This window comes from Cupriavidus sp. 09_S30 (assembly GCF_056930435.1).
In genome coordinates this window covers 4,255,806-4,278,673 of the sequence record NZ_JBXOWI010000001.1, presented here as the reverse complement: position 1 = coordinate 4,278,673, position 22,868 = coordinate 4,255,806, and the positions used below count along the sequence as shown (strand labels likewise).

Annotated in this window: 18 protein-coding genes; 14 read left to right on the top strand and 4 right to left on the bottom strand. The window is 68.5% G+C overall.

The window, feature by feature from the left end:
• Positions 1 to 11: 11 nt before the first annotated feature.
• Positions 12 to 1,265: an allantoate amidohydrolase gene (locus AC1Z3O_RS19855; protein ID WP_483517405.1), complete on the bottom strand. Its 1,254-nt coding sequence runs from the start codon at positions 1,263 to 1,265 to the stop codon at positions 12 to 14.
• 428 nt (positions 1,266 to 1,693) lie between these two features.
• Here AC1Z3O_RS19855 and AC1Z3O_RS19850 point away from each other — a divergent pair, with 428 nt between their 5' ends.
• The 6 genes from AC1Z3O_RS19850 (at position 1,694) to AC1Z3O_RS19825 (ending at position 8,566) form a co-directional block, all read left to right on the top strand.
• Entirely contained in the window at positions 1,694 to 3,106 is a 1,413-nt protein-coding gene (locus AC1Z3O_RS19850) for a C4-dicarboxylate transporter DctA (RefSeq protein WP_483517404.1), read from the top strand.
• Positions 3,107 to 3,143: 37 nt separating this feature from the next.
• On the top strand, positions 3,144 to 3,833 hold the full coding sequence (locus AC1Z3O_RS19845; protein WP_483517403.1) for a GntR family transcriptional regulator: 690 nt from the start codon (positions 3,144 to 3,146) through the stop codon (positions 3,831 to 3,833).
• Between the two features lie 505 nt (positions 3,834 to 4,338).
• Entirely contained in the window at positions 4,339 to 5,148 is an 810-nt protein-coding gene (locus AC1Z3O_RS19840; protein ID WP_483517402.1) for an SDR family oxidoreductase, read from the top strand.
• A 34-nt stretch (positions 5,149 to 5,182) separates the two neighbouring features.
• Positions 5,183 to 5,971, top strand: a complete 789-nt coding sequence (locus tag AC1Z3O_RS19835) for an enoyl-CoA hydratase-related protein (protein WP_483517401.1) — start codon at positions 5,183 to 5,185, stop codon at positions 5,969 to 5,971.
• 70 nt (positions 5,972 to 6,041) lie between these two features.
• Positions 6,042 to 7,685, top strand: coding sequence for a 3-(methylthio)propionyl-CoA ligase (locus AC1Z3O_RS19830; RefSeq protein ID WP_483517400.1), 1,644 nt, complete (start codon positions 6,042 to 6,044; stop codon positions 7,683 to 7,685).
• Between the two features lie 53 nt (positions 7,686 to 7,738).
• Positions 7,739 to 8,566 carry a crotonase/enoyl-CoA hydratase family protein gene (locus tag AC1Z3O_RS19825; protein WP_483517399.1) on the top strand — a complete coding sequence of 276 codons (828 nt, stop codon included), beginning with the start codon at positions 7,739 to 7,741 and terminating at the stop codon, positions 8,564 to 8,566.
• Positions 8,567 to 8,609: 43 nt separating this feature from the next.
• Here AC1Z3O_RS19825 and AC1Z3O_RS19820 read toward each other — a convergent pair whose 3' ends face one another.
• The 3 genes from AC1Z3O_RS19820 to AC1Z3O_RS19810 form a co-directional block, all read right to left on the bottom strand.
• Positions 8,610 to 9,011: a DUF2784 domain-containing protein gene (locus AC1Z3O_RS19820; protein ID WP_483517398.1), complete on the bottom strand. Its 402-nt coding sequence runs from the start codon at positions 9,009 to 9,011 to the stop codon at positions 8,610 to 8,612.
• Between the two features lie 2 nt (positions 9,012 to 9,013).
• Positions 9,014 to 9,931, bottom strand: coding sequence for a LysR family transcriptional regulator (locus AC1Z3O_RS19815; RefSeq protein ID WP_483517397.1), 918 nt, complete (start codon positions 9,929 to 9,931; stop codon positions 9,014 to 9,016).
• A 110-nt stretch (positions 9,932 to 10,041) separates the two neighbouring features.
• Positions 10,042 to 10,995 carry a LysR family transcriptional regulator gene (locus AC1Z3O_RS19810; RefSeq protein WP_483517396.1) on the bottom strand — a complete coding sequence of 318 codons (954 nt, stop codon included), beginning with the start codon at positions 10,993 to 10,995 and terminating at the stop codon, positions 10,042 to 10,044.
• A 255-nt stretch (positions 10,996 to 11,250) separates the two neighbouring features.
• Between AC1Z3O_RS19810 and AC1Z3O_RS19805 the strand changes: the two genes are divergently transcribed.
• The 8 genes from AC1Z3O_RS19805 (at position 11,251) to pyk (ending at position 22,844) form a co-directional block, all read left to right on the top strand.
• Positions 11,251 to 12,564, top strand: a complete 1,314-nt coding sequence (locus tag AC1Z3O_RS19805; protein WP_483517395.1) for an MFS transporter — start codon at positions 11,251 to 11,253, stop codon at positions 12,562 to 12,564.
• Positions 12,565 to 12,621: 57 nt separating this feature from the next.
• Positions 12,622 to 13,833, top strand: coding sequence for a M20 aminoacylase family protein (locus AC1Z3O_RS19800; protein ID WP_483517394.1), 1,212 nt, complete (start codon positions 12,622 to 12,624; stop codon positions 13,831 to 13,833).
• Between the two features lie 804 nt (positions 13,834 to 14,637).
• The gene (gcl, locus tag AC1Z3O_RS19795; RefSeq protein ID WP_483517393.1) at positions 14,638 to 16,419 is read left to right on the top strand and encodes a glyoxylate carboligase; all 1,782 of its coding nucleotides are present in this window, start codon (positions 14,638 to 14,640) and stop codon (positions 16,417 to 16,419) included.
• Positions 16,420 to 16,505: 86 nt separating this feature from the next.
• Complete coding sequence (hyi, locus tag AC1Z3O_RS19790) at positions 16,506 to 17,288, top strand: hydroxypyruvate isomerase (protein ID WP_483517392.1); 783 nt, start codon at positions 16,506 to 16,508, stop codon at positions 17,286 to 17,288.
• Between the two features lie 286 nt (positions 17,289 to 17,574).
• Positions 17,575 to 18,570, top strand: a complete 996-nt coding sequence (locus AC1Z3O_RS19785) for an IS110 family RNA-guided transposase (RefSeq protein WP_483515946.1) — start codon at positions 17,575 to 17,577, stop codon at positions 18,568 to 18,570.
• A 367-nt stretch (positions 18,571 to 18,937) separates the two neighbouring features.
• The gene (glxR, locus tag AC1Z3O_RS19780) at positions 18,938 to 19,861 is read left to right on the top strand and encodes a 2-hydroxy-3-oxopropionate reductase (protein ID WP_483517391.1); all 924 of its coding nucleotides are present in this window, start codon (positions 18,938 to 18,940) and stop codon (positions 19,859 to 19,861) included.
• Between the two features lie 85 nt (positions 19,862 to 19,946).
• Positions 19,947 to 21,260, top strand: coding sequence for a glycerate kinase type-2 family protein (locus tag AC1Z3O_RS19775; protein WP_483517390.1), 1,314 nt, complete (start codon positions 19,947 to 19,949; stop codon positions 21,258 to 21,260).
• A 93-nt stretch (positions 21,261 to 21,353) separates the two neighbouring features.
• Positions 21,354 to 22,844 carry a pyruvate kinase gene (pyk, locus tag AC1Z3O_RS19770; protein ID WP_483517389.1) on the top strand — a complete coding sequence of 497 codons (1,491 nt, stop codon included), beginning with the start codon at positions 21,354 to 21,356 and terminating at the stop codon, positions 22,842 to 22,844.
• Positions 22,845 to 22,868 lie beyond the last annotated feature (24 nt).

Genomic DNA, 22,868 nt, shown 5'->3' with positions numbered 1-22,868 from the left:
AGGCGGGACGCTCATTGCGGCCGCGTGAAATGCTCGACGAAGTCGGAAAAGACGCGCGCGGCCAGCTCGGCGTCGGCGGCGGTCATGGTCTCGGTGGGATGGTGGCTGATGCCGCCGTTGCCGCAGCGCACGAACAACATGGCGACGTCGGCAAGCGCGGCGATGGCCATCGCGTCATGGCCGGCGCCGGACGGCAGGTGGCGCACCGGCAGGCCCTGGCGGGCGATGGCGTCGGCCCATTGCTGCTGCAGCCACGGGGCGCAGGGCACGCTGGCCGCCTCGTGGGTCTTGCGCACCTGGGCGTGCACCTTGCGGCGCGCACAGACGCGTTCGATCTCGGCCAGCACGTCGGCGACGGCGGCCTGGCGCACCGCATCGTCGCCGGCGCGGATGTCGATGGAGAACTGGGCGCGCCCGGGCACCACGTTGGTGGCGCCGTTGGGCACGTTGAACTGGCCGACGGTGCCGACCAGGCCCGCCGTGCCGCTGCAACGGCGCTCGATGTAGAGGCCGATCTCGGCCGCGGCCATGGCGGCGTCGCGCCGCATGTCCATCGGCACGGTGCCGGCGTGGCCCGCCAGGCCTTCGAGGTCGACCAGGAAGCGGCTGGCGCCGGAAATGGCGGTGACCACGCCCAGCGGCAGGTTCTCGTTGAGCAGCACCGGGCCCTGCTCGATATGGACCTCGATGAAGCCCAGCACCTGGTCACGCGCGTGCGCGGCGCCCGGCAGCCTGTCCGGCTCGAAGCCGGCGGCGCGCATGACGTCGCGCATGCTGCGGCCGTCATCGTCCAGGTTGTCGAGCACCTTGGTGTCGAAGGTGCCGGCGATGGCGCGGCTGCCCAGCAGCGTGGCCTTGAAGCGCACGCCCTCTTCCTCGGCGAAGCCGACCACCTCGATGGCGAAGGGGAAGCGCTTGCCCTGGCGCTGCCACTCGGCCACGCAGGCGATCGGCAGCAGCACGCCGAGGTTGCCGTCATAGCGGCCGGCGTCGCGCACGGTGTCGAAGTGCGAGCCGGTCAGCAGTGCCGGCGCGCCGGGCTGCAGGCCCTCGTAGCGACCGATCACATTGCCCGCGGCATCGCGGCGCACCTGCATGCCGGCCTCCTCCATCCACTGCGCGAGCTGCGCGGCGGCGCCGCGGTGGGCCTCGGTCAGGTAGGTACGGGTGAGCAAGCCGGGCTGCTCGGTATGGACGGCCAGGGCATCGGCCCAGGCCATGATGCGCGTGCCGGTCTCGCCGGCCGGCGACGGGGATGCTGCCATGCGTGTCTCCTGCTGAAGTGCGTGGATGCGACGGCGTGCCGGACGCAAGCACCGTGCCGAGCCTGTTCGGTCGTCCGGCGGTGCGCCGGGCGGCGGCCCCGGGGCATGCGCCCGCGAGCCCTGGCTCTCTATTCTGTGCGATTCATGTTAGCACAGTGAATTCAAAAATTGCATACAAAAATGATATGCACTATATTGGCCTGCACGCGCCGACAATGCGCCGCGGACAATCCGGTCCGGCGAGCGCATTGCGTGGGTTCCGCCCCAACAGGAGCGGCACCCCGCGGGCCCGGCTTCCTGCCACCGGAAGCAAGGCCAGGCGTGCCAAGCCGGCCGGTCCGTGCGGCCGGCATCACCGACATAGATAAAACGGCAAGCCACGCGGGCGCCACGCAGCCACGCATGGACTGGCCGAGATGGAGACAACCATGCAGCACGCACACCAGTCGCGCCCCGGCTCCGGCCTGTCCGGCAAGGGCCAGGGCGCACCGTTCCACGTCCGCTTCACCCGCTCCTTGTTCGGCCAGGTCCTGATCGCCCTGGTGATCGGCGCCGCGCTCGGCCTGCTCGCCCCCGAGTTCGCCGCCAAGCTCAAGCCGCTCGGCGACGCCTTTATCAAGCTGATCAAGATGCTGATCGGCCCCATCGTGTTCTGCGTGGTGGTCGCCGGTATCTGCGGTGCCGGCGAACTGAAGAAGGTGGGCCGCGTGGGCATCAAGGCGGTGGTCTACTTCGAGGCCGTCACCACCATCGCGCTGGCGCTGGGCGTGGTGCTGGCCTACGTGTTCGAGCCGGGCACCGGCATGAATGTCAATCCGCGCTCGCTCGACGCCTCGGCCATGGCCGCCTACATCGAGAACGCGCAGAAGATGCAGAGTTCCGGTGCGGTCGACTTCCTGCTCAAGCTGATCCCGAACACCGTGATGGGCGCCTTCACCAGCGGCGACGTGCTGCAGGTGCTGCTGGTGTCCGTGCTGTTCGGCTGCGCGCTGTCGCTGGTGGGCGAGCGCGGCCGCCCGCTGGTGGCGCTGATCGATACCTTCTCCCACACGCTGTTCAAGATGATGGGCTTCATCATCAAGCTCGCGCCGCTGGGCGTGCTTGGCGCGGTCGCCTTCACCGTGGGCAAGTACGGCATCGGCTCGCTCAAGCAGCTTGGCTTCCTGGTCGTGTTGTTCTATGGCGCGGTGGCGATCTTCGTCCTGGTGGTACTCGGCACCGTGATGCGCCTGTGCGGCTTCTCCGTGCTGAAGCTGATCCGCTACCTGCGCGCCGAGCTGCTGGTGGTGCTGGGCACGGCCTCTTCGGACAGCGTGCTGCCGCAGGTGATGAAGAAGCTGGAGTTCATGGGTATCAAGAAGTCGGTGGTGGGCCTGGTGATTCCCACCGGCTACTCCTTCAACCTCGACGCCTTCTCAATCTACCTGACGCTGGCCGCGGTCTTCATTGCCCAGGCCACCAACACCCCGCTGGCCTTCGGCGACCTGCTCGGCATCCTCGCCGTGGCGCTGATCACCTCAAAGGGCGCGCACGGCATTCCCGGTTCGGCCATCGTGATCCTGGCCGCCACGCTGTCGGCGCACCCTGCCATCCCCGCCATCGGCCTGGTGCTGGTGCTGTCGGTGGACTGGTTCATCGGCATCGCCCGCGCGCTGGGCAACCTGGTCGGCAACTGCGTGGCCACCGTGGTGGTGGCCGCCTGGGAAAAGGACATCGACCGCGAACGCGCCCACGCCGTGCTCGACGGCCGGGTGCAGGCCAGCGAACTCGACGAGGGCCTGTCGCCGCCCATGCCCGCCGAGCCCGCGCCGGCGCTGCCCGAGACCATTACGGGGCGCTAGCGCTAGAATCTCGGCATTCCCCCAAGCGCGCACCCACATGCCCGAGCATATCGATCCCGACATGACCGCAGAAGCGATCGCCGAAGACATCGTCGCCGCGATCGTCTCGCACCGCCTGCCGCCGGGCACCAAGCTGCGCGAGGAGGCCCTGGCCAGCGTCTACCGCGTCAGCCGCACCAAGGTGCGCGCCGCGCTGTTGATGCTGTCCAAGGACAAGGTCATCCAGATCGTGCCGGACAAGGGCGCCTTCGTTGCCAAGCCGAGCGCCGAGGAGGCGCGCGAGGTGTTCGCCGTGCGCCGCATCCTGGAAGCGGCGCTGGCGCGCGAGTTCGTGGCGCATGCCAGCGCCGCCGACTACAAGCGCATCGACCGGCATCTGGCGGCGGAGAAGAAGGCGCTGGCCGGCAGCGATGCGCAGCTGCGCACGCGCCTGCTGGGCGACTTTCACATCCTGCTGGCCGAAGTGGTGGGCAATGGTGTGCTGACGGAGATGCTGCGCGAGCTGTCGACGCGCAGCGCGGTCATCACGATGCTGTATCAGTCGCGCCGGGATGCGGCCTGCTCCTCCGCAGAGCACCGCGAGTTCATCGAGGCGGCTCGCGCCGGCGACACCGAACGCGCCGTGGCGCTGATGGTCGACCATCTTGGGCATGTGGAAGGCGCCCTGCATTTCGAGGAGGTGCCGGCCGCCAGGGGCAAGGACCTGGTCGCCGCCCTGCTCGCCTGACGCCGCTACCGAGCAGGCCGCTTGACCTGGGTCAAGACGCGCCGGGCCGCGGCGGGCGATGATGGCATCGCCATGTAGCTGCGGGGGCGCGCTTCATGGCAGTCGTGCCCTTATAGGGCGGCCCGCACACCGCAATGGGTGCGGGCCTTTTTCTTTGAGGCGCCGCCTTGCGGCCGCCGGCGTACCACGCCGGTGACTTCCCTCCCCTCCCCTCCAGCCATTGTTTCTCCAGTCGCCGTAAGCCATTGTGCAGTGCACGCGTGAACAACGGGCCGCTTCGGGTTACGATGTCGCCAGCCTGCGGCCATGTGCCGCCCACGGCAGACCAGCGGCCCGCGCCACAGAGGCACGCATCATGACAAGACAGGAGACAAGCATGCCGATTCCCTCGCACGCGGCGCCGGCCGGCCGCGCATGAACTGCGCTCGTCGGAAGCGACGAGCCATCCCCCTCGATTTCGTTGTCCAATCCATGTTGTCTGATCCATCCAGAGGAAGGGAAGCGCATGTCCAACGCATTCAGGGATAACGTACTCGCCGGCAAGACGGCATTCGTCGCCGGCGGCTCGTCCGGCATCAACCTCGGCATCGCACAGGCGCTGGCGCGCGCGGGCGCCAAGGTCGGGCTGATCAGTCGCGACCCGGCGCGCATCGAGGCCGCCGCCACCACCATTCGCGACGCGGGCGGCACCGCGCTCGGCATCGCCGCCGACGTGCGCGACTTCGACGCGGTGGACGCCGCGCTGGCGCGCACGCAGGCGGAACTGGGTGCGATCGACATCGTGATCTCCGGCGCCGCCGGCAACTTCCTGGCGCCGGCGCTGGGCATGTCCGCCAACGGCTTCAAGACCGTGGTCGACATCGACCTGATCGGCACTTTCAACGTGTTCCGCGCCAGCTTCGCCCACCTCAACAAGCCGGGCGCCTCGCTGCTCGCCATCACGGCGCCGCAGGCGGTCAACGCCATGATGTTCCAAGTGCATGCCTGCGCCGCCAAGGCCGGCATCAACATGATGATCAAGTGCCTGGCGATGGAATGGGGCCCGGCCGGCGTGCGTGTCAACGGCATCTCGCCCGGCCCGATCGCCGACACCGAGGGCATGGCCCGCCTCGCTCCCACGCCCGAGATGGAGCGCCGCTACAAGGCCCGCCTGGCGCTGCGCGACTACGGCAGCAAGAGCGACATCGCCGATACCGCGCTGTTCCTGTGCAGCGACAACGCACGCTACATCACCGGCACCATCGTCGACTGCGACGGCGGCAGCAAGCTGGGCGACGCCTCGGCCGATGCGCTGAACCCGCCGCCGCGCGCCTGATCCGAACCAACCGCTTCCCCAACCAGGAGACCCCATGACTTCGCCCGTGCTCTATCACTTCGCCGACGGCGTGGCGACCATTACCCTGAACCGCCCCGACGTGCTGAACGCGCTGAACGCCGACCTGATGCGCGCGCTGCGCGAGTCGGTCGAGCGTGCCGCCGCCGACGACGCCGTGCGCGCGGTGGTGCTGACCGGCAACGGCCGCGGCTTCAGCGCGGGTGCCGACCTTGCCGACCGCGCTGCAGGCAGCGGCGGTGCGCTGGCCGACTCCGGCACGCTGCTGCGCGAGCGCTATCACCCGATCATCCTGGCGCTGCGCAATATGCCGAAGCCGGTGGTCAGCGCGGTGAACGGCGTGGCCGCAGGCGCCGGCATGAGCCTGGCGCTGGCCGGCGACGTGGTGCTGGCCGGGCGCAGCGCCAGCTTCCTGCAGGCCTTTTCCAAGATCGGCCTGGTGCCGGATGCCGGCAGCACGTACTTCCTGCCGCGCTACGCCGGCGAGATGCGCGCCCGCGCGCTGGCCATCCTCGCCGACAAGATCAGCGCCGAGGACGCCCATCGCATCGGCCTGGTGTGGCAGGTGCACGAGGACGCTGCGCTGCAGGACGAGGCCGGCAAGCTGGCCCGCAAGCTGGCGCAGTCCCCCACCTTCGCGTACGGCCTGATCAAGCAGGCGCTCAACGAAAGCATGCGCAACGACCTGCCGGCCCAGCTCGAGCTGGAGGCGACGCTGCAATCGAAGGCCAGCCGCAGCGAAGACTTCCGCGAGGGCGTGGCGGCCTTCCTGGAGAAGCGCGCGCCGGCCTTCAAGGGGCGCTGAACGCACCGTCCTGCACGCCCTGCGCCGGCCACCGGGTGCGGCGCCACCACAAGACAAGGAGACGCACATCATGCTGGGCCTCATGCAAGACCAACCGCTGTTGATTTCTTCGCTGATCGAGTACGCCGCGGCCTACCATCCCGACCAGGAGATCGTGTCGCGCACGGTCGAGGGCGGCACCGTGCGCACCAACTATGCCGAGGTCGAGCGCCGCGCCAAGCGCGTGGCCAATGCGCTGGGCGGCCTGGGCGTGCGTGAGGGCGACCGCGTGGGCACCTTGGCCTGGAACACCCACCGCCACCTGGAACTGTACTTCGGCGTGTCGGGCTCGGGCGCGGTGCTGCACACGGTCAACCCGCGGCTGTTCCCGGAGCAGATCGACTACATCATCAACCACGCCGAGGACAGCGTGCTGTTCTTCGACACCACCTTCGCCGAACTGGTGGCGAAGCTGGCGCCGAAGCTGAGCACCGTGCGCCATTTCGTCGCCATGTGCGATCGCGCCCACATGCCGGCGCTCGACCTGCCCAACCTGCTGTGCTACGAGGATCTGCTCGCGGCCAGCAGCGAGGAATACGAATGGCCGCAGTTCGACGAGCGCACCGCGTCGTCGCTGTGCTACACGTCGGGCACCACGGGCAATCCGAAGGGCGTGCTCTACTCGCACCGCTCCACCGTGCTGCACAGCCTGAAGGCCTGCTCGGCCGACACCTTCTCGGTGGGCGTCGACAGCAGCGTGCTGCTGGTGGTGCCGCTGTTCCATGCCAACGCCTGGGGCATGCCCTACGCCTGCGCCATGACCGGCGCCAAGATGGTGCTGCCCGCGCAGCACCTGGACGGCGCAAGCGTCTACACCCTGCTGCGCGACGAGCGTGTGACCTTCTCCACCTCGGTGCCCACGGTCTGGCTGATGCTGTTCCAGTACCTGGACGCGCATCCCGACATCGACCCGCGCGCGCTCGGCCTGAAGATCGCCGGCGTGGGCGGCTCGGCGGCGCCGGCGGCGATGGTCGAGCGCTTCGAGAATCAGTTCGGCGCGCGCGTGGTGCAGGGCTGGGGCATGACCGAGACCAGCCCGATTGGTGTCATCAACACGCTGCTGCCGCGGCTGGAATCGCTGCCGGCGGACGAGCAGCTCAAGATCAAGACCAAGCAGGGCCGCGCGGTGTGGGGCGTGGAACTGCGCATCGAGGACGACGAAGGCCGCGCGCTGCCGCATGACGGCGTGGCCTTCGGCCGGCTTAAGGTGCGCGGGCCGTGGATCGCCTCGGCCTATTTCAAGGCGCAGGGCGATGCGCTCGACGCCGAAGGCTGGTTCGACACCGGCGACGTCGCCAACATCGACCCGGACGGCTACCTGCAGCTGGTGGACCGCGCCAAGGACGTGATCAAGTCCGGAGGCGAGTGGATCTCGTCGATCGACCTGGAGAACGCCGCCATGGGCCATCCGGCGGTGGCCGAGGCCGCGGTGATCGGCGTGTCGCATCCGAAGTGGCAGGAGCGGCCGCTGCTGGTTATCGTCAAGCGTCCGGGGCAGGACGTCAGTGCCGACGAACTGCTGGCCTTCGTGGCCGGCAAGGTGGCCAAGTGGTGGGTGCCGGACGATGTCGCCTTCGTCGACAGCCTGCCTCACACGGCGACCGGCAAGCTGCTCAAGGTCAGGCTGCGCGAGCAGTTCCGCGACTACGTGCTGCCCAGCGCGCGCGCGGCCTGAGCAGGCGGCAGGCCCGGCATGACAGGACAAGGACAACGAAAGAGGAAACGCAGATGAGTGCAGAAGGCAGTCAGCGCATCGCGCTGACCATCGAGGACGGCGTGGCGGAGGTCCGCCTCAACCGCCCCGACAAGATGAACGCGCTGGACCCGGCCATGTTCGCTGCGCTGGTCGATACCGGCATGCGGCTGGCACGTGAGCCGGACCTGCGCGCGGTGGTGCTGTCCGGCGAGGGCAAGGCTTTCTGCGCGGGGCTGGACATGCAGAGCATGTCCGGCCTCGCCGGCAAGGAGCCTGGCCAGGGCGGCAGCATGGGCCGGCTGGCGCCGCGCACGCACGGCATCAGCAACGCGCCGCAGTATGCCTGCACCGTCTGGCGCGAGCTGGCGGTGCCCGTGATCGCGGCGGTGCATGGGGTGGCCTTCGGCGGCGGGCTGCAGGTGGCGCTGGGCGCCGACCTGCGCTACGTCACCGCCGATGCCAAGCTGTCGGTGATGGAGATCAAGTGGGGCCTGGTGCCGGACATGGCCGGCATGCTGCTGACGCGCGGCCTGGTGCGCGACGATGTGCTGCGCGAGCTGATCTACACCGGGCGCATTGTCAGCGGCACCGAGGCCTGCGAACTCGGCCTGGCCACGCGCGTGGTCGAGGACCCGCGCGCGGCGGCGCTCGCTGCCGCACGCGAGATCGCGGGCAGGAGCCCCGACGCAATCCGCGCCGCCAAGCGGCTGATGCAGGTGGCGGCCGGCGGGGACGCGGGCGCCATCCTGTTGGCGGAATCGGTTGAGCAGGAACGGCTGATCGGCAGCGCCAACCAGCGCGAGGCCGTGCTGGCCAATATGGAGAAGCGCGCGCCGCGCTTCGTGCCGGCCGAGGGCTGAACCACCGCGAAGCCGGGTGCCGCGCCAGAACGGCGGCACCCGCCTAGCGCCGCCCGCGCGCGTGGCGGCGGCGCCACCACAGCGCGTACAGCGCCAGATTGAGCGCCACTGCCAGGGTGCCCAGCCACCACTGGATGGCCGGCGTCAGCCCGGCCGGATAGATCAGCGGCAGCAGGTAGCGCGCGATGAAGCCGCCGCTGTAGCCGGCCTGGCCTGCGGCATGGCGCAGCGTATTCTCCAGCGGCGTCAGCGGGCAGATCCAGCCGTTCCATTCCAGCAGCACGGCCCAGGCCAGCGCCGGCAGGTGCAGCCAGGCCAGGCGCGGCCAGCGCAGCAGCAGCAGCGCGCCCGCCGCGACGAAGGCGATGAAGGCGAGGTGGAGTACCAGCACCGCATCGGCTGCCAGCGCCGCTGCGATCGCTGCCACCGCTTCCATCGCCGCCATGGCTAGGTCTCCGTGCGGCCGGTCCAGTAGCCCGGCTGCGCGTACTGCGTCTTCAGGTGCTCGATGAAGAAGCGGATCTTGGCCGGCACCGGGCGCTGCTGCGGGTACACCGCGAGGATGTCGTAGTCGGGCAGCGCGTACTCGTCGAGCACGGTGACCAGTTCGCCGCTCTCCAGCTGCGGCAGGATTTCCCAGGTCGAGCGCCAGCCCAGCCCCAGGCTCTCGCCGGTCCAGCGGTGCAGCAGCTCGCCGTCGTTGCAATCGAGGTTGCCGTTCACGCGTACCGTCACCGTCTTGCCGTTCTGGCGGAAATACCAGCCGCGCTGCTGCCCGCCCTGCAGGTTGAAAGCCAGGCAGTTGTGCTGGGCCAGGTCGTCCAGCGTCTGCGGCACGCCGTGCCTGGCGAAATAGGCCGGCGTGCCGCACACCACGCGCTTGTTGGTGGCCAGCTTGATGGCGACGAAGTTGGGGTCGATGGCGCCGCCGATACGAATGCCCACGTCATAGCCTTCGCGCACCAGGTCGACCACGCGGTCGGTCAGGTTGAATGAGATCTGCACCTCGGGGTTGGCGGCCAGGAAAGCGGGCGCATGCGGCGCCACGTGCTTGCGGCCGAAAGCGGCCGGCGCCGACACGATCAGGTGGCCGGTGGCCTTGTGCTTGCCCTCGGCGATCAGCAGCTCGGCGCGGTCGAGGTCGGCCAGCGCCTTCTTGCATTGCTCCATGAAGACGGCGCCCTGCTCGGTCACCACGATGCGGCGCGTGGAGCGGTGCAGCAGCTTGACGCCGATGCGCGCTTCCAGCGCGTTGATGCGCCGTCCGATCATCACCGGCGTGACGTCCTGGGTGAGCGCCGCTGCCGCCATGCTGCCGTGCTCCACCACGGCGATGAAGGCCTCGATCTGTTTGAGTTTATCCATGTCTGCTTAGTCTCCTCGACGCCATTGTGGGCCATCGGGGCCGGGCCGGCATGCTTGCGCCGCGATGTCGAAGATACGGCGGATGCGCGCGGCCGGCGCTGCGCAGGGCTTCAGGCCGCCGGACGGCCGCCGCTGCGCGCCGCCACGCGCGGCGGCACCATGCGCGTGGCGCGGTGGCGCACCTCCTTGCTGAACTCGGCGCAGGCCTGCGTCATCAGGTCGGCCGAGCGGTAGACCAGGAAGACACGGAAGTCGGGCAGCTCGTCGCGCATCGGCAACTGCACCAGCGAGTCCTGCACCAGGCGCAGCGGGCCGCCGGTGCCATGGAAGACGAAGTCCGACCACATGCTGATCAGGTCGGTGCGGGCGGCCAGTTGCACGCCCAGCAGGTTGGAGGCGCTCTGCACGATGCGGCGCGGCATGTCCAGGCGGTGCAGGCGCATCAGGCTCGGCAGCGGGCTGCCGGGATCGTCGAGGGGGTCCAGCGTCAGCCAGTCGGCATCGAGCAAGGGGCGCAGCCGGCTGACCCTTCGCAGCGGATGGCCGGGGCGCACCGCCAGCGACATGCCCACCGAGAACAGCGGCTCCCACTGGAAGGCGCCGGTGCCGGGCCCGCTGTTGGTGGAGATCAGGCCCAGGTCGAGGCGCCCTTCGCGCAGTCCTTCCAGGATCTGCTGCGGGCGCAGCTCGTAGGCAAACAGTTCCACATTGGGAAAGCGCTGCCGGAAGGCGGCGATCGCCTCGGGCAGCGGCCCGCTCGACGCCACCGCGGTGAAGCCGATGTTGAGCTGGGCTTCGGCGTGGCCGCGGATGGCCTCGATGTCCTCCAGCGCGTGGCGCAGCTCCTGCTCCACCACGCTGGCGCGCTTGACCAGCGCCAGGCCGTAGGCGGTCAGGCTAACGCCGCGCACCGAGCGCGACATCAGCGTCACACCCAACTCGCGCTCCAGTTCGGCGATGGCCTTGGATAGTGCCGGCTGCGATACATGGAGGCTGCGCGAGGCCTCGTGGATGCTGCCGTGCTGCGCCACGGCCAGCAGGATGCGCAGCTGATGCAGTTTCATGCTCCTCCTTGCCGCGCACCACGGCTGTGCGCGCGGTTCCGTTGCGGTGCCGATCGGTAGTTGTACGGATGGTCCGAACGCACTGGTTATGACGGCGATTCTATTTGGTTATCAGGATGAAAATATATGATTTTTCGCCCTGCTCCGCTTATCCGAATATTGGTCGACCCGGCCTCGCCGGCCCCACAACCCGGAAGCCGGCTGCGGCCTGCTGCACGGATCCTGTCCCCCCTCCACCGTTCCTGGAGATCCGACATGAACGACGCCACCCTGAGCGCCACAGGCGCCGCCATCGCGCAGCCCGCCGCACCGGGCGCAGCCGGTGCGCGGCAAAGCCAGTTCCGGCTGATCGCCGCCTGCTCCATCGGCAACGCGCTCGAGATGTATGACTTCACCGTCTACAGCTTCTTCGCGATCCTGATCGGCAAGCTGTTCTTTCCCGCAGACAGCGCCTATGGCTCGCTGCTGCTGGCCGTGGCCACCTTCGGCATCGGCTTCGTGATGCGTCCGCTGGGCGGCTTCGTGATCGGCAACTACGCCGACCGCCACGGCCGCAAGGCTGCCATGACGCTGACCATCGGCTTGATGGTCGCCGGCACGCTGTGCCTGGCGGTGGCGCCGACCCATGCCTACGCGGGGGCCTTCGGCCCGGTGATGATCGTGCTCGGCCGCCTGTTGCAGGGCTTCTCCCTCGGCGGGGAGATCGGCGCCTCCACCGCCATGCTGATGGAGGCCGGCGGCATCAAGGGGCGCGGCTTCCGCATCAGCTGGCAGCTCGGCAGCCAGGGCATCGCGGCCCTGCTGGGCGCGCTGACCGCGGCCGTGCTGTACGGTACGCTGCCGCAGGACGCGCTGGAAAGCTGGGGCTGGCGGCTGCCCTTCTTCCTCGGCCTGGCGATCGCGCCGGTGGGCCTCTACATCCGCCGCCACCTCGATGAAACCCACGCCGCCCCGGCCCATGCGCCGAGCCCGCTCGGCACGCTGTTCCGCGAGCATGGCGGCCTGGTGGTCAAGGGCATCCTGACCATCATCGGCGGCACCGTCGGCACCTATCTGGTGGTCTACTTCATGCCCACCTACATGATCCGCGAGCTGCACCTGCCGCCCTCGCTGTCGCTGCTGTCGGGCTGCGTCACCGGCTTCGTCTGCCTGGCGGCCTCGCTGCTGTCGGGCTGGCTCGCGGACCGCTTGCCGCGCCGCAAGCCGCTGGTGGTGGGCGCCATGCTGTTCACGCTGGTGTCGCTCTATCCCGCCTTCTGGCTGATGACGCATTACCCCAGCGTGCCGCTGGTGCTCAGCCTGTCGGCCATGCTGACGGCCAGCCTCTACCTCGGCTCCACGCCGATGCTGCTGGTGCTGATGGAAATCCTGCCGACCAGGGTGCGCGCCAGCGGCCTGTCGGTGATCTACGCCATCGGCGTGACCGTGTTCGGTGGCTCCTGCCAGTTCGTCGTGACCTGGATGCTGGCGCGCACCGGCAACCCGCTGGCGCCCGCGTTCTACATGATGGCCTGCGGCCTGGTGACGCTGCTGACCATCCTCACCATCCGCGAGCATCGCGCCGACTGACCCGATATCGATACCGATAGCGATACCCAAGGCCGCCCTGCCGGCGAAGGAGAAGACATGACACGTGAACCCACGCTGACGCCGTTCCAACTGCTGCCGCACCTGCTGCCCGACATCCGCATCGACGCCGATACCTTCATCGGCATCCGCCGCCAGATCCACGCACAGCCCGAGCTCGGCTTCGAGGTCGGCGCCACCAGCAGGCTGGTGGCCACGCTGCTGGAGAGCTGGGGCTACGAGGTGCACACCGGCATCGGCAAGAGCGGCGTGGTCGGCCAGCTCAAGCTCGGCAGCGGCAAGCGCCGCCTGGGCATCCGTGCCGACATGGACGCCTTGCCCATCGTCGAAAACACCGGCCTGCCCTATGCGAGCAAGACACCCGGCAAGATGCACGCCTGCGGCCATGACGGCCACACCGCCATCCTGCTGGCCGCGGCCAAGGCGCTGGCCGACAGCCGCGACTTCGACGGCACGCTCAACCTGATCTTCCAGCCCGACGAGGAGAACCTGTGCGGGGCGCGCGCGATGATCGAGGACGGCCTGTTCGAGCGCTTCCCCTGCGATGCCGTGTTCGCTCTGCACAATATGCCCGGTGTGCCAGCCGGCACCTTCCGTGTGTTGCCCGGCCCGGTCAGCCTGTCGTCCGACGTGGCCGACGTGACCATCAAGGGCGTGGGCGGGCACGGTGCCATGCCGCACCGGGCGCGCGATCCGATCGCCGCCGCAGCGGCCGTCGTCACTGCGCTGCAGACGGTGGTGGCGCGCAACGTGGCGCCGGACGACACCGCGGTGCTGTCGGTGGGCTTCATCCGCGGTGGCGCCACCCACAACGTGATTCCCGAATCCGTCACGCTGGGCCTGAACGTGCGCGCGGCCCGGCCCGAGACGCGAGCGCTGGTCGAGCAGCGCATCCGCGAGATCGTGGCGCTGACCGCGCAGGCGCACGGCGTGGAAGCGCACATCGACTATCGCCAGCTGACGCCGCCGATGGTCAACACCGAGGCCGAGACACAGCTGGCGCAGCAGGTCTGCGCCGAGCTGGTCGGCGCGGACAAGGTGGTCACGCAGGCGCCCAAGGGCCTGAACGGCAGCGAGGACTTCGCCTGGATGCTGAACGCGGTGCCGGGCTGCTACCTGATCCTCGGCAACGGCGAGGGCGAGTTCGGCGGCTGCATGGTGCACAACCCGGGCTATGACTTCAACGACCAGGTGCTGCCGCTGGGCGCGGCTTGCTGGGTGAGGCTGGCGCAGACGTTCTTGCGGGGGTAGGCCGCACACTGTGCGGTGCCAGCACAACGGTCTTTACTGTACCGGCTGTTTGCTCCCCTCTCCCGCTTGCGGGAGAGGGGTTGGCGCTTGCTGGCGGCGACGGGCTGGACCACACCATTGGCTTCGTCATTGCCTTGGCGTGCTGGATCACACCGCCGGCTTCGTTGTTTGTGACGCCTTGCTAGACCACCCCTCACCCCGGCCCTCTCCCCTGAGGGGAGAGGGGGTCAAGACACTGTGCTTGGCCAATGGTGCTGGCGCATCCTGTCGGCTTCGGCTTGCCTTGGCGTGCTGGATCACACCGGCGGCTTCGTTTTGGTGTGGTGCCTTGCTAGACCACCCCTCTCCCCAACCCTCTCCCCATGAGGGGAGAGGGAGCCAGGACACTATGCTTGGCCAGCGGTGCTGGCGCATCTTGTCGGCTTCGTCATTGCCTTGGCGTGCGGGATCACACCGTCGGCTTCGTTGTTTGTGGTGCCTTGCTAGACCACCCCTCTCCCCAACCCTCTCCCGCTGAGGGGAGAGGGAGCCGAGACCTCGTGCTTGGCTCACGGTGTTGGCGCAGCCTGCCGGCTTCGACTGGCGCGCTGGGCTTCACCGCCGCGCCGGTTGACTCCCCCTCACGAAAACGTATCGAAACGGCGTGCCACGCCGCCGATGCTGCATGGCAGCATCCCGAGCCCACTCTCATTGTGTACTCCTGGTATCGAATCAATAGACGCTGCCTCCCTTTATCCGGACGGACTTGCGGGAATACATTGGTCCCGAAACGAAATCCACTAATCCGGACCTTTGGAGACAAGCATGCCGAAGATGAGAGCAGTCGACGCGGCCATCGCCGTGTTGGAAAAAGAGGGCATCACAACCGCGTTCGGCGTGCCCGGCGCCGCCATCAACCCCTTCTACTCGGCCATGCGCAAGGCCGGCAGCATCAGCCACGTGCTGGCACGCCACGTGGAAGGCGCCTCGCACATGGCCGAGGGCTACACCCGCGCGGCCGCGGGCAATATCGGCCTGTGCATCGGCACCTCGGGCCCGGCCGGCACTGACATGATCACCGGCCTGTACTCGGCCTGGGCCGACTCCATCCCCATCCTGTGCGTGACCGGCCAGGCGCCGCGCGCGCGGCTGTACAAGGAGGACTTCCAGGCGGTGGACATCGAGTCGATCGCCAAGCCCGTGACCAAGTGGGCCGTGACCGTGCGCGAGCCGGCGCTGGTGCCCCAGGTGTTCCAGCAGGCCTTCCACCTGATGCGCTCCGGCCGTCCTGGTCCGGTGCTGATCGACTTGCCCTTCGACGTGCAGGTGGCCGAGATTGAATTCGACCCCGACACCTACCAACCGCTCGAGCCCTACAAGCCGGCCGCCTCGCGCGCGCAGATCGAGAAGGCCATCGCCATGCTGAACGGCGCGGCACGACCGCTGATCGTCTGCGGTGGCGGCGTGATCAATGCCGACGCCAGCGAGCTGCTGGTCGAATTCGCCGAGCTGGTCGACGTGCCGGTGGTGCCCACGCTGATGGGCTGGGGCGTGTTGGCCGACGACCATCCGCTGCAGGCCGGCATGGTCGGCCTGCAGACCTCGCACCGCTACGGCAACGCCAACCTGCTCGCCTCCGACTTCGTGATGGGCATCGGCAACCGCTGGGCCAACCGTCACACCGGCAGCGTCGACGTCTACACCAAGGGCCGCAAATTCGTGCACGTGGACATCGAGCCCACCCAGATCGGCCGTGTGTTCGGACCGGACCTGGGCATCGTGTCTGACGCGAAGGCCGCGCTGGCGCTGTTCGTCGAGGTGGCGCGCGAGATGAAGATGGCCGGCCGCCTGCCCTGCCGCAAGGACTGGGTGGCCGAAGTGCAGCAGCGCCGCCGCACCCTGCACCGCAAGAGCGACTTCGACAACGTGCCGATCAAGCCGCAGCGCGTCTACCGTGAGATGAAGCGCTACTTCCCGCGCGACGTGCGCTATGTGTCGACCATCGGCCTGTCGCAGATCGCCGCGGCGCAGTTCCTGTCGGTCAACCAGCCGCGCCACTGGATCAACTGCGGCCAGGCCGGCCCGCTGGGCTGGACCATCCCGGCGGCGATCGGCGTCAAGGTGGCCTCGCCCGACTCGGATGTGGTGGCCATCTCGGGCGACTACGACTTCCAGTTCATGCTCGAGGAGCTGGCCGTGGCGGCGCAGTTCAATGTGCCCTACATCCACGTGGTGGTGAACAACTCTTACCTCGGGCTGATCCGCCAGGCGCAGCGCAACTTCGACATGGACTACTGCGTGCAGCTCGCCTTCGACAACATCAACGCGCCCGAGCTCGACGGCTACGGCGTGGACCACGTCAAGGTGGTCGAGGGCCTGGGCTGCAAGGCGCTGCGCGTGTTCAAGCCGGAGGACATCGAGCCCGCCTTCGCGCAGGCCCGCAAGCTGATGGCCGAGTTCTCGGTGCCGGTGGTGGTCGAGGTGATCCTGGAGCGCGTGACCAATATCGCGATGGGCACCGAGATCGACAACATCAACGAGTTCGAGCCGATCGAAGACCGCGTCGAAGACGACGACATCATCAACGAGGGGGCGGAGACCGCCTGAGGGCCCGGCCCGACGGCGCTGCCCACAACACGCAGGCGCACCCGCCACGGCGGGCGCGAACCCGCGGATCTTATCCGGAGATATAGATGACGAAACTTGCCGCCAACCTGACCATGCTGTTCAACGAGGTCGGTTTCCTCGACCGCTTCGAAGCCGCCGCACGCGCCGGCTTCCGCGGCGTGGAGTTCCTCTTTCCCTATGCCTTCCACGCTGACCAGATCGCCGACCGGCTGAACCGCTTCCAGCTCGACCTGGTGCTGCACAACCTGCCGGCCGGCAAGTGGGAAGCGGGCGAGCGCGGCATCGCCTGCCACCCTGACCGCGTCGGCGAATTCCAGGACGGCGTGGGCGAGGCCATCAAGTACGCCAAGGCGCTGGGCGTGCGCCAGCTCAACTGCCTGGTCGGCATCCAGCCGCCCAACGTCAAGCGCGAGCAGGCGCAGGAAACGCTGGTGGAAAACCTGCGCTTCGCCGCCCGCGCGCTGGCCGCGGAACAGATCGACCTGCTGGTGGAGCCGATCAACACCTTCGACATCCCCGGCTTCTTCCTCTCGCGCACACGAGAGGCGCTGGAACTGATCGAGCAGGTCGCGGCGCCCAACCTCTACGTGCAGTACGACATCTATCACATGCAGCGCATGGAGGGCGAGATCGCCGCCACGCTGAAGGCCCACCTGCCGAAGATCAAGCACGTGCAACTGGCCGACAACCCGGGCCGCAACGAGCCGGGCACCGGCGAGCTGAACTACCGCTTCCTGTTCCAGTGGCTCGATGCGATCGGCTACACGGGCTGGGTCGGCTGCGAATACAAGCCGAAGACGAGCACCGAGGCGGGGCTGGGCTGGCGTGCGGAGCATGGGGTGCAGTGAGTTTGCACCGACGGCCACGCGGCTTGAGGCGTGAGCCTCGGACAACGCTGCCGGTGTGCTCCCCTTGTATGTTTCCATCAGCCCGAATCGAAGCCAGGATTTGCAGTCCTATTGCCAAGGAAAGATCAAAGGTTTATAGGACAGTGCTGTCGATAGGGCGGAACTTCGCCACCGGTACGCCAAACCTGAAACCCCTCGGAGTCTGAAGCTCGTGGGAGAGCATGTGGTCAACGTACGGGTCCGCTTCATCCATTTCGTATAACCCGAACAGTTGCCAATTTTGAATATGCATCCGCAAGGCAGGGAACCGAATGACGGGCGTCCACGGCCCACCGCAGGGATTGATGTGTCCAAGGAGCATCTTGATGCTTGCTGGATGGATCAGTCGCTGCGGGTAGGCAATGAGGCGTCGGGATGGGGCGAGTTGATAGCGAAGTTCAAGGCGTGCGATGTCGACCTGGTTGTGGTTGAAGCGACCGGCGGCTACGAGCGAGGCCTGGTACGGGCGCTGCAGCAAGAAGGAGTGGAAGTTGCGCGGGTGAATCCGCGTCAGGCTCGCGACTTTGCTAAGGCGATGGGCGAGTTAGCCAAGACAGACCGGATCGACGCGCGAGGGTTGCGCGACTTTGCCGATGTGCTGGCACGCCATCCGGATCGCCACAAGTACCTCACGGCACCGCTGGAGGCGCACCGGGAGTCGCTGGCGGCGCTGATGATTCGGCGGCGCCAGTTGGTGGAGATGCGAGTGGCCGAAGGCAATCGGCTGGAGAAGGCGGGGCCGAAGACGGCGCGCAGCATCCGCGCAGTGATACGCACGCTGGACAAGCAGATTGCCGAGATCGACTCGGATCTGGATGACCACATCGAGCAGCACTTCAAGGAGCAGCGCAAGCTGCTCGATAGCGTCAAGGGTGTCGGGGCGGTGACGACCATGACATTGCTGGCGGCGCTGCCGGAGCTGGGCAAGCTTGGGCGCCGGGCGATCAGCAAGCTCGTTGGCGTTGCGCCACTGGCTTGTGATTCCGGCAAGCGCCAGGGGACCCGATGTATCTGGGGTGGGCGTGCAGACGTGCGGGCGGTGCTTTACATGGCCACCCTGTCGGCGATGCGTTACAACCCGGCGATCGCGGCTTTCCGGCAGCGTTTGCTGGCCGCCGGCAAGCCCAAGAAGGTCATGATCGTCGCTTGCATGCGCAAGCTGCTGACCATCCTCAATGCTATGGCCAGGGATGGCGCCCTATGGGATCCAACCAGGCATGCTTCACAGGCCCTCCAGCCTTGACTTGAAACACAGTTGCTCTCCCGCTTGCGGGAGAGGGGCCGGGGGAGAGGGCAGGCGCTGGCTAGCGGCGACGTGTTGGCCAACACCGAGGGCTTCATTGTGATGTCGGTGTGCTGGACAACCCCGAAGGCTTCGTTGAGATGTCGGCGTGTTGGACAACACCGAAGGCTTCGATTGGGTGTGGCGCCTTGCTAGACCACCCCTCACCCCAACCCTCTCCCCATGAGGGGAGAGGGGGCACACCTGTTGGCTAGTTCGTGCGGTTTGGGTGCACCTCGAACCTTGGGCTCTAGCAAGAGCCTTCTGGGTTCAACCGAATTTCGATTTCGCATTTCGTTCTTCTTTCCATTCTTCAGGAGACATCAACATGGCAAAGCAACGCAACGTCGGCTTCATCGGTCTTGGCATCATGGGCGCGCCGATGGCGGGCCACCTGCGCGCGGCCGGCCACACGCTGTTCGTGCATGACGTGAACCCCGCGCCGCAGGTCCTGGTCGATGCCGGCGTGACGGTCTGCACCAGCGCCGAGGAAGTGGCCAAGCGCGCCGACATCATCATCGTCATGGTGCCGGACACCCCGCACGTGGACGCCGTGCTGTTCAGCGACAAGGGCGTGGCCGCGGCGCTCAAGGCGGCCGGCAAGGAAGCCGCGCACGGCAAGATCGTGGTCGACATGAGCTCGATCTCGCCGATCGCCACCAAGGACTTCGCCGCGCGCATCAACAAGCTGGGCGCGGCCTATCTGGACGCGCCGGTGTCGGGCGGCGAAGTGGGCGCCAAGGCGGCCTCGCTGACCATCATGGTGGGCGGCCCGGCGGAGGCCTTCGAGGAGGTCAAGCCGCTGTTCGAGCTGATGGGCAAGAACATCACGCTGGTGGGCGGCAACGGCGACGGCCAGACCACCAAGGTGGCCAACCAGATCATCGTGGCGCTGAACATCCAGGCCGTGTCCGAGGCGCTGCTGTTCGCCTCCAAGGCGGGTGCGGATCCGGCCAAGGTGCGTGCGGCGCTGATGGGCGGCTTCGCGTCCTCGCGCATCCTGGAGGTGCACGGCGAGCGCATGGTGAAGCGCACCTTCGACCCGGGCTTCCGCATCGAGCTGCACCAGAAGGACCTGAACCTGGCACTGCAGGGTGCCAAGGCGCTGGGCGTGTCGCTGCCGAACACGGCGATCGCACAGGAGCTGTTCAACACCTGCGCGGCCAACGGCTTCGGCAAGCTCGACCATTCGGCGCTGTGCCGCGCCATCGAGCTCATGTCGAACCACGACATCGCCAAGGGCGACAAGTAAGGCAGCAAGTAAGTCGCCAGCAACGCGCCGCGCCGGCCCCGACGGGTGCGCCGGCGCGATCGCCTCACCGCAACCGGATTCCGCCATGTTCGTCCCCCCTTCCCAGGCCGCGCTGCTGGCACCCCAGCGCGCCCCCGGCCTCTCCGATCCGCGCGCGCTGCTGCGCGACCTGTTCGACACGGCGGTTGCAGCCGTCAGCGCCGGCCACTGCCTGCCGCAACACCTGCCCGCCCCGCCCAAGGGCCGCACGGTGGTGATCGGCGCGGGCAAGGCCGCTGCCGCGATGGCGCAGGCGGTCGAGGCGCACTGGTCCGGGCCGCTTTCCGGCCTGGTGGTCACGCGCTACGGCCACGGCGCGCCGTGCCATCGCATCGAGGTGGTGGAGGCCGCCCATCCGGTGCCCGACGCGGCCGGCCAGCGCGCCGCGCAGCGCATGGTGGAACTGGTGCAGGGCCTGACGGCGGATGACCTGGTGCTGTGCCTGATCTCGGGCGGCGGCTCTGCGCTGCTGGCGGCGCCCGCGCCCGGCCTGACGCTGCAGGACAAGCAGGCGGTCAACAAGGCGCTGCTTAGGAGCGGCGCCAGCATTGCCGAGATGAACTGCGTGCGCAAGCACCTGTCGGCGCTCAAGGGCGGCCGCCTGGCGCTGCAGTGCGCGCCGGCGCGCGTGCACACGCTGCTGATCTCCGACATCCCGGGCGACGACCCGGCGCTGATCGCCAGCGGCCCCACGCTGCCCGATGCCACTACCTGCGCCGACGCACTGGCCGTCATTGCCAAATACGGCATCGATGTCCCCGCGCAGGTGCGCGCCCACCTGGAGAGCGGTGCCGGCGAGACGCCCAAGCCCGGCGACCCGCGTTTCGACGGCCACCACAGCGTCACGCTGGCCAGCGCCCAGCAGTCGCTGGAAGCAGCAGCGGCACGCGCGCGCGAGCTTGGCCTGGCGGCGCACATCCTGTCGGACTGCATCGAGGGCGAAGCGCGCGATGTGGCGCTAGTGCATGCCGGCATCGCGCGCCAGATCGCGCAGCGCGGCCAGCCCTTCGACAAGCCCTGCGTGCTGCTATCCGGCGGCGAGACTACGGTGACGGTGCGCGGCAACGGGCGCGGCGGGCGCAATGCGGAGTTCCTGCTGGCGCTGGCGGTGGCGCTGGACGGGCTGCCCGGCGTGCATGCCATCGCCTGCGACACCGACGGCATCGACGGCTCGGAGGACAACGCCGGTGCGCTGCTCGGCCCCGACACGCTGGCGCGCGCGGCCGCGCTGGAGCTGTCGGCGCGCGCGCGCCTGGCAGACAACGACGGCTACGGCTTCTTTGCCGCGCTCGACGAGCTGATCGTCACCGGCCCCACGCGCACCAACGTCAACGACTTCCGCGCGATCTTGATCACCTGATCCGCGGTGCGTATCGATCCGGCCGTACGGCCGGGCCAGAAAAGTTCGAACGGGGCGCGAGGGCGCGCTCCGGGGATTGGAGGAGAGAGCAAGATGAGACGCCAGCGCAAAGCCAAGATCGTGGCCACGCTCGGGCCGGCGAGCACCGACATCGAGGTGATCCGGCAACTGTTCGATGCCGGCGCCGATGTGTTCCGGCTGAACTTCAGCCACGGCAGCCATGAGGACCACCAGCGCCGCTACGACGCCGTGCGCACAGTAGAGCGCGAGCGCGGCCGGCCCATCGCGATCCTGGCCGACCTGCAGGGACCGAAGCTGCGCATCGGCACCTTCGCCGCGGGCAAGGTGGCCGTGCAGGCGGGCGACGCCTTCGTGCTCGACAGCGATCCCACGCCGGGCGACGCCAGCCGTGTGCACCTGCCCCACCCTGAGCTGTTCCGCACGGCCAGCGCGGGCCAGTCGCTGCTGATCGACGACGGCAAGGTGCAGCTGCGCATCGAAGCGGTGGCCAGCGGCAGCATCGCCACGCGTGTGGTCAATACTGGCACGCTGTCGGACCGCAAGGGCGTCAACGTGCCCGACGCGGTGATCCCCATTCCCGCCTTGACCGCCAAGGACCGCACGGACCTGGCGTTCGCGCTGTCGCTCGGCGTCGACTGGATCGCGCTGTCCTTCGTGCAGCGGCCCTCCGATATCGTCGAGGCGCGCGAGCTGATCGGCACGCGCGCCGGCGTGCTGGCCAAGATCGAGAAGCCGGCCGCGCTGCAGCAGCTCGAAGAGATCGTGCGCGTGTCCGACGCCATCATGGTGGCGCGCGGCGACCTCGGCGTGGAGCTGCCGCCCGAGCGCGTTCCCGGCGTGCAGAAGCGCATCCTGCGCCTGTGCCGCCAGCACGGCAAACCCATCGTGATCGCCACGCAGATGCTGGAATCGATGATCGAGTCGCCGGTGCCGACGCGCGCCGAGGCCTCCGACGTGGCCAGCGCCATCTACGACGGCGCCGACGCGGTGATGCTGTCGGCCGAGTCGGCCAACGGCCGCCACCCGGTGCCGGCGGTGGCGATGATGAACCGCATCATCGGCGAGGTGGAGCGCGACCCGCTCTACCGGAACCTCCTCGATGCGCAGCACGAGGCGCCGCTGGCAACGCGCCAGGACGCGATCTGCGCCGCGCTGCGCGAGGTTACGCACATCATCGGCGCGGCCGCCACCGTGGCCTACACATCCTCCGGCGCTACCGCGCTGCGGGCGGCGCGCGAGCGACCCTGCGCGCCCATCCTCAGCATCACGCCGCATCCGGAGATCGCGCGGCGCCTGGCGCTGGCCTGGGGCGTGCACTCCACCGTCAGCCCCGATGTGCAGAGCGTCGATGAGATGGTGGAAGCCGCCACCCGCGCGGCCGTGGCCGAGGGCTTCGCCAATCCGGGAGACCAGATCGCCATCGCCGCCGGCATGCCTTTCGGCGAGGGCGGCACCACCAACCTGCTGCGCGTAGCGGAGATCCCGGGCCCGCCAGCCGTGGCCGCGACGGCGCAGGCCGGCCACGCTGCCTGCGTGCGCGCGGCGGAGCCTGCCTCCGCCTGATCGATACGAAGGCAGGTTGCACGG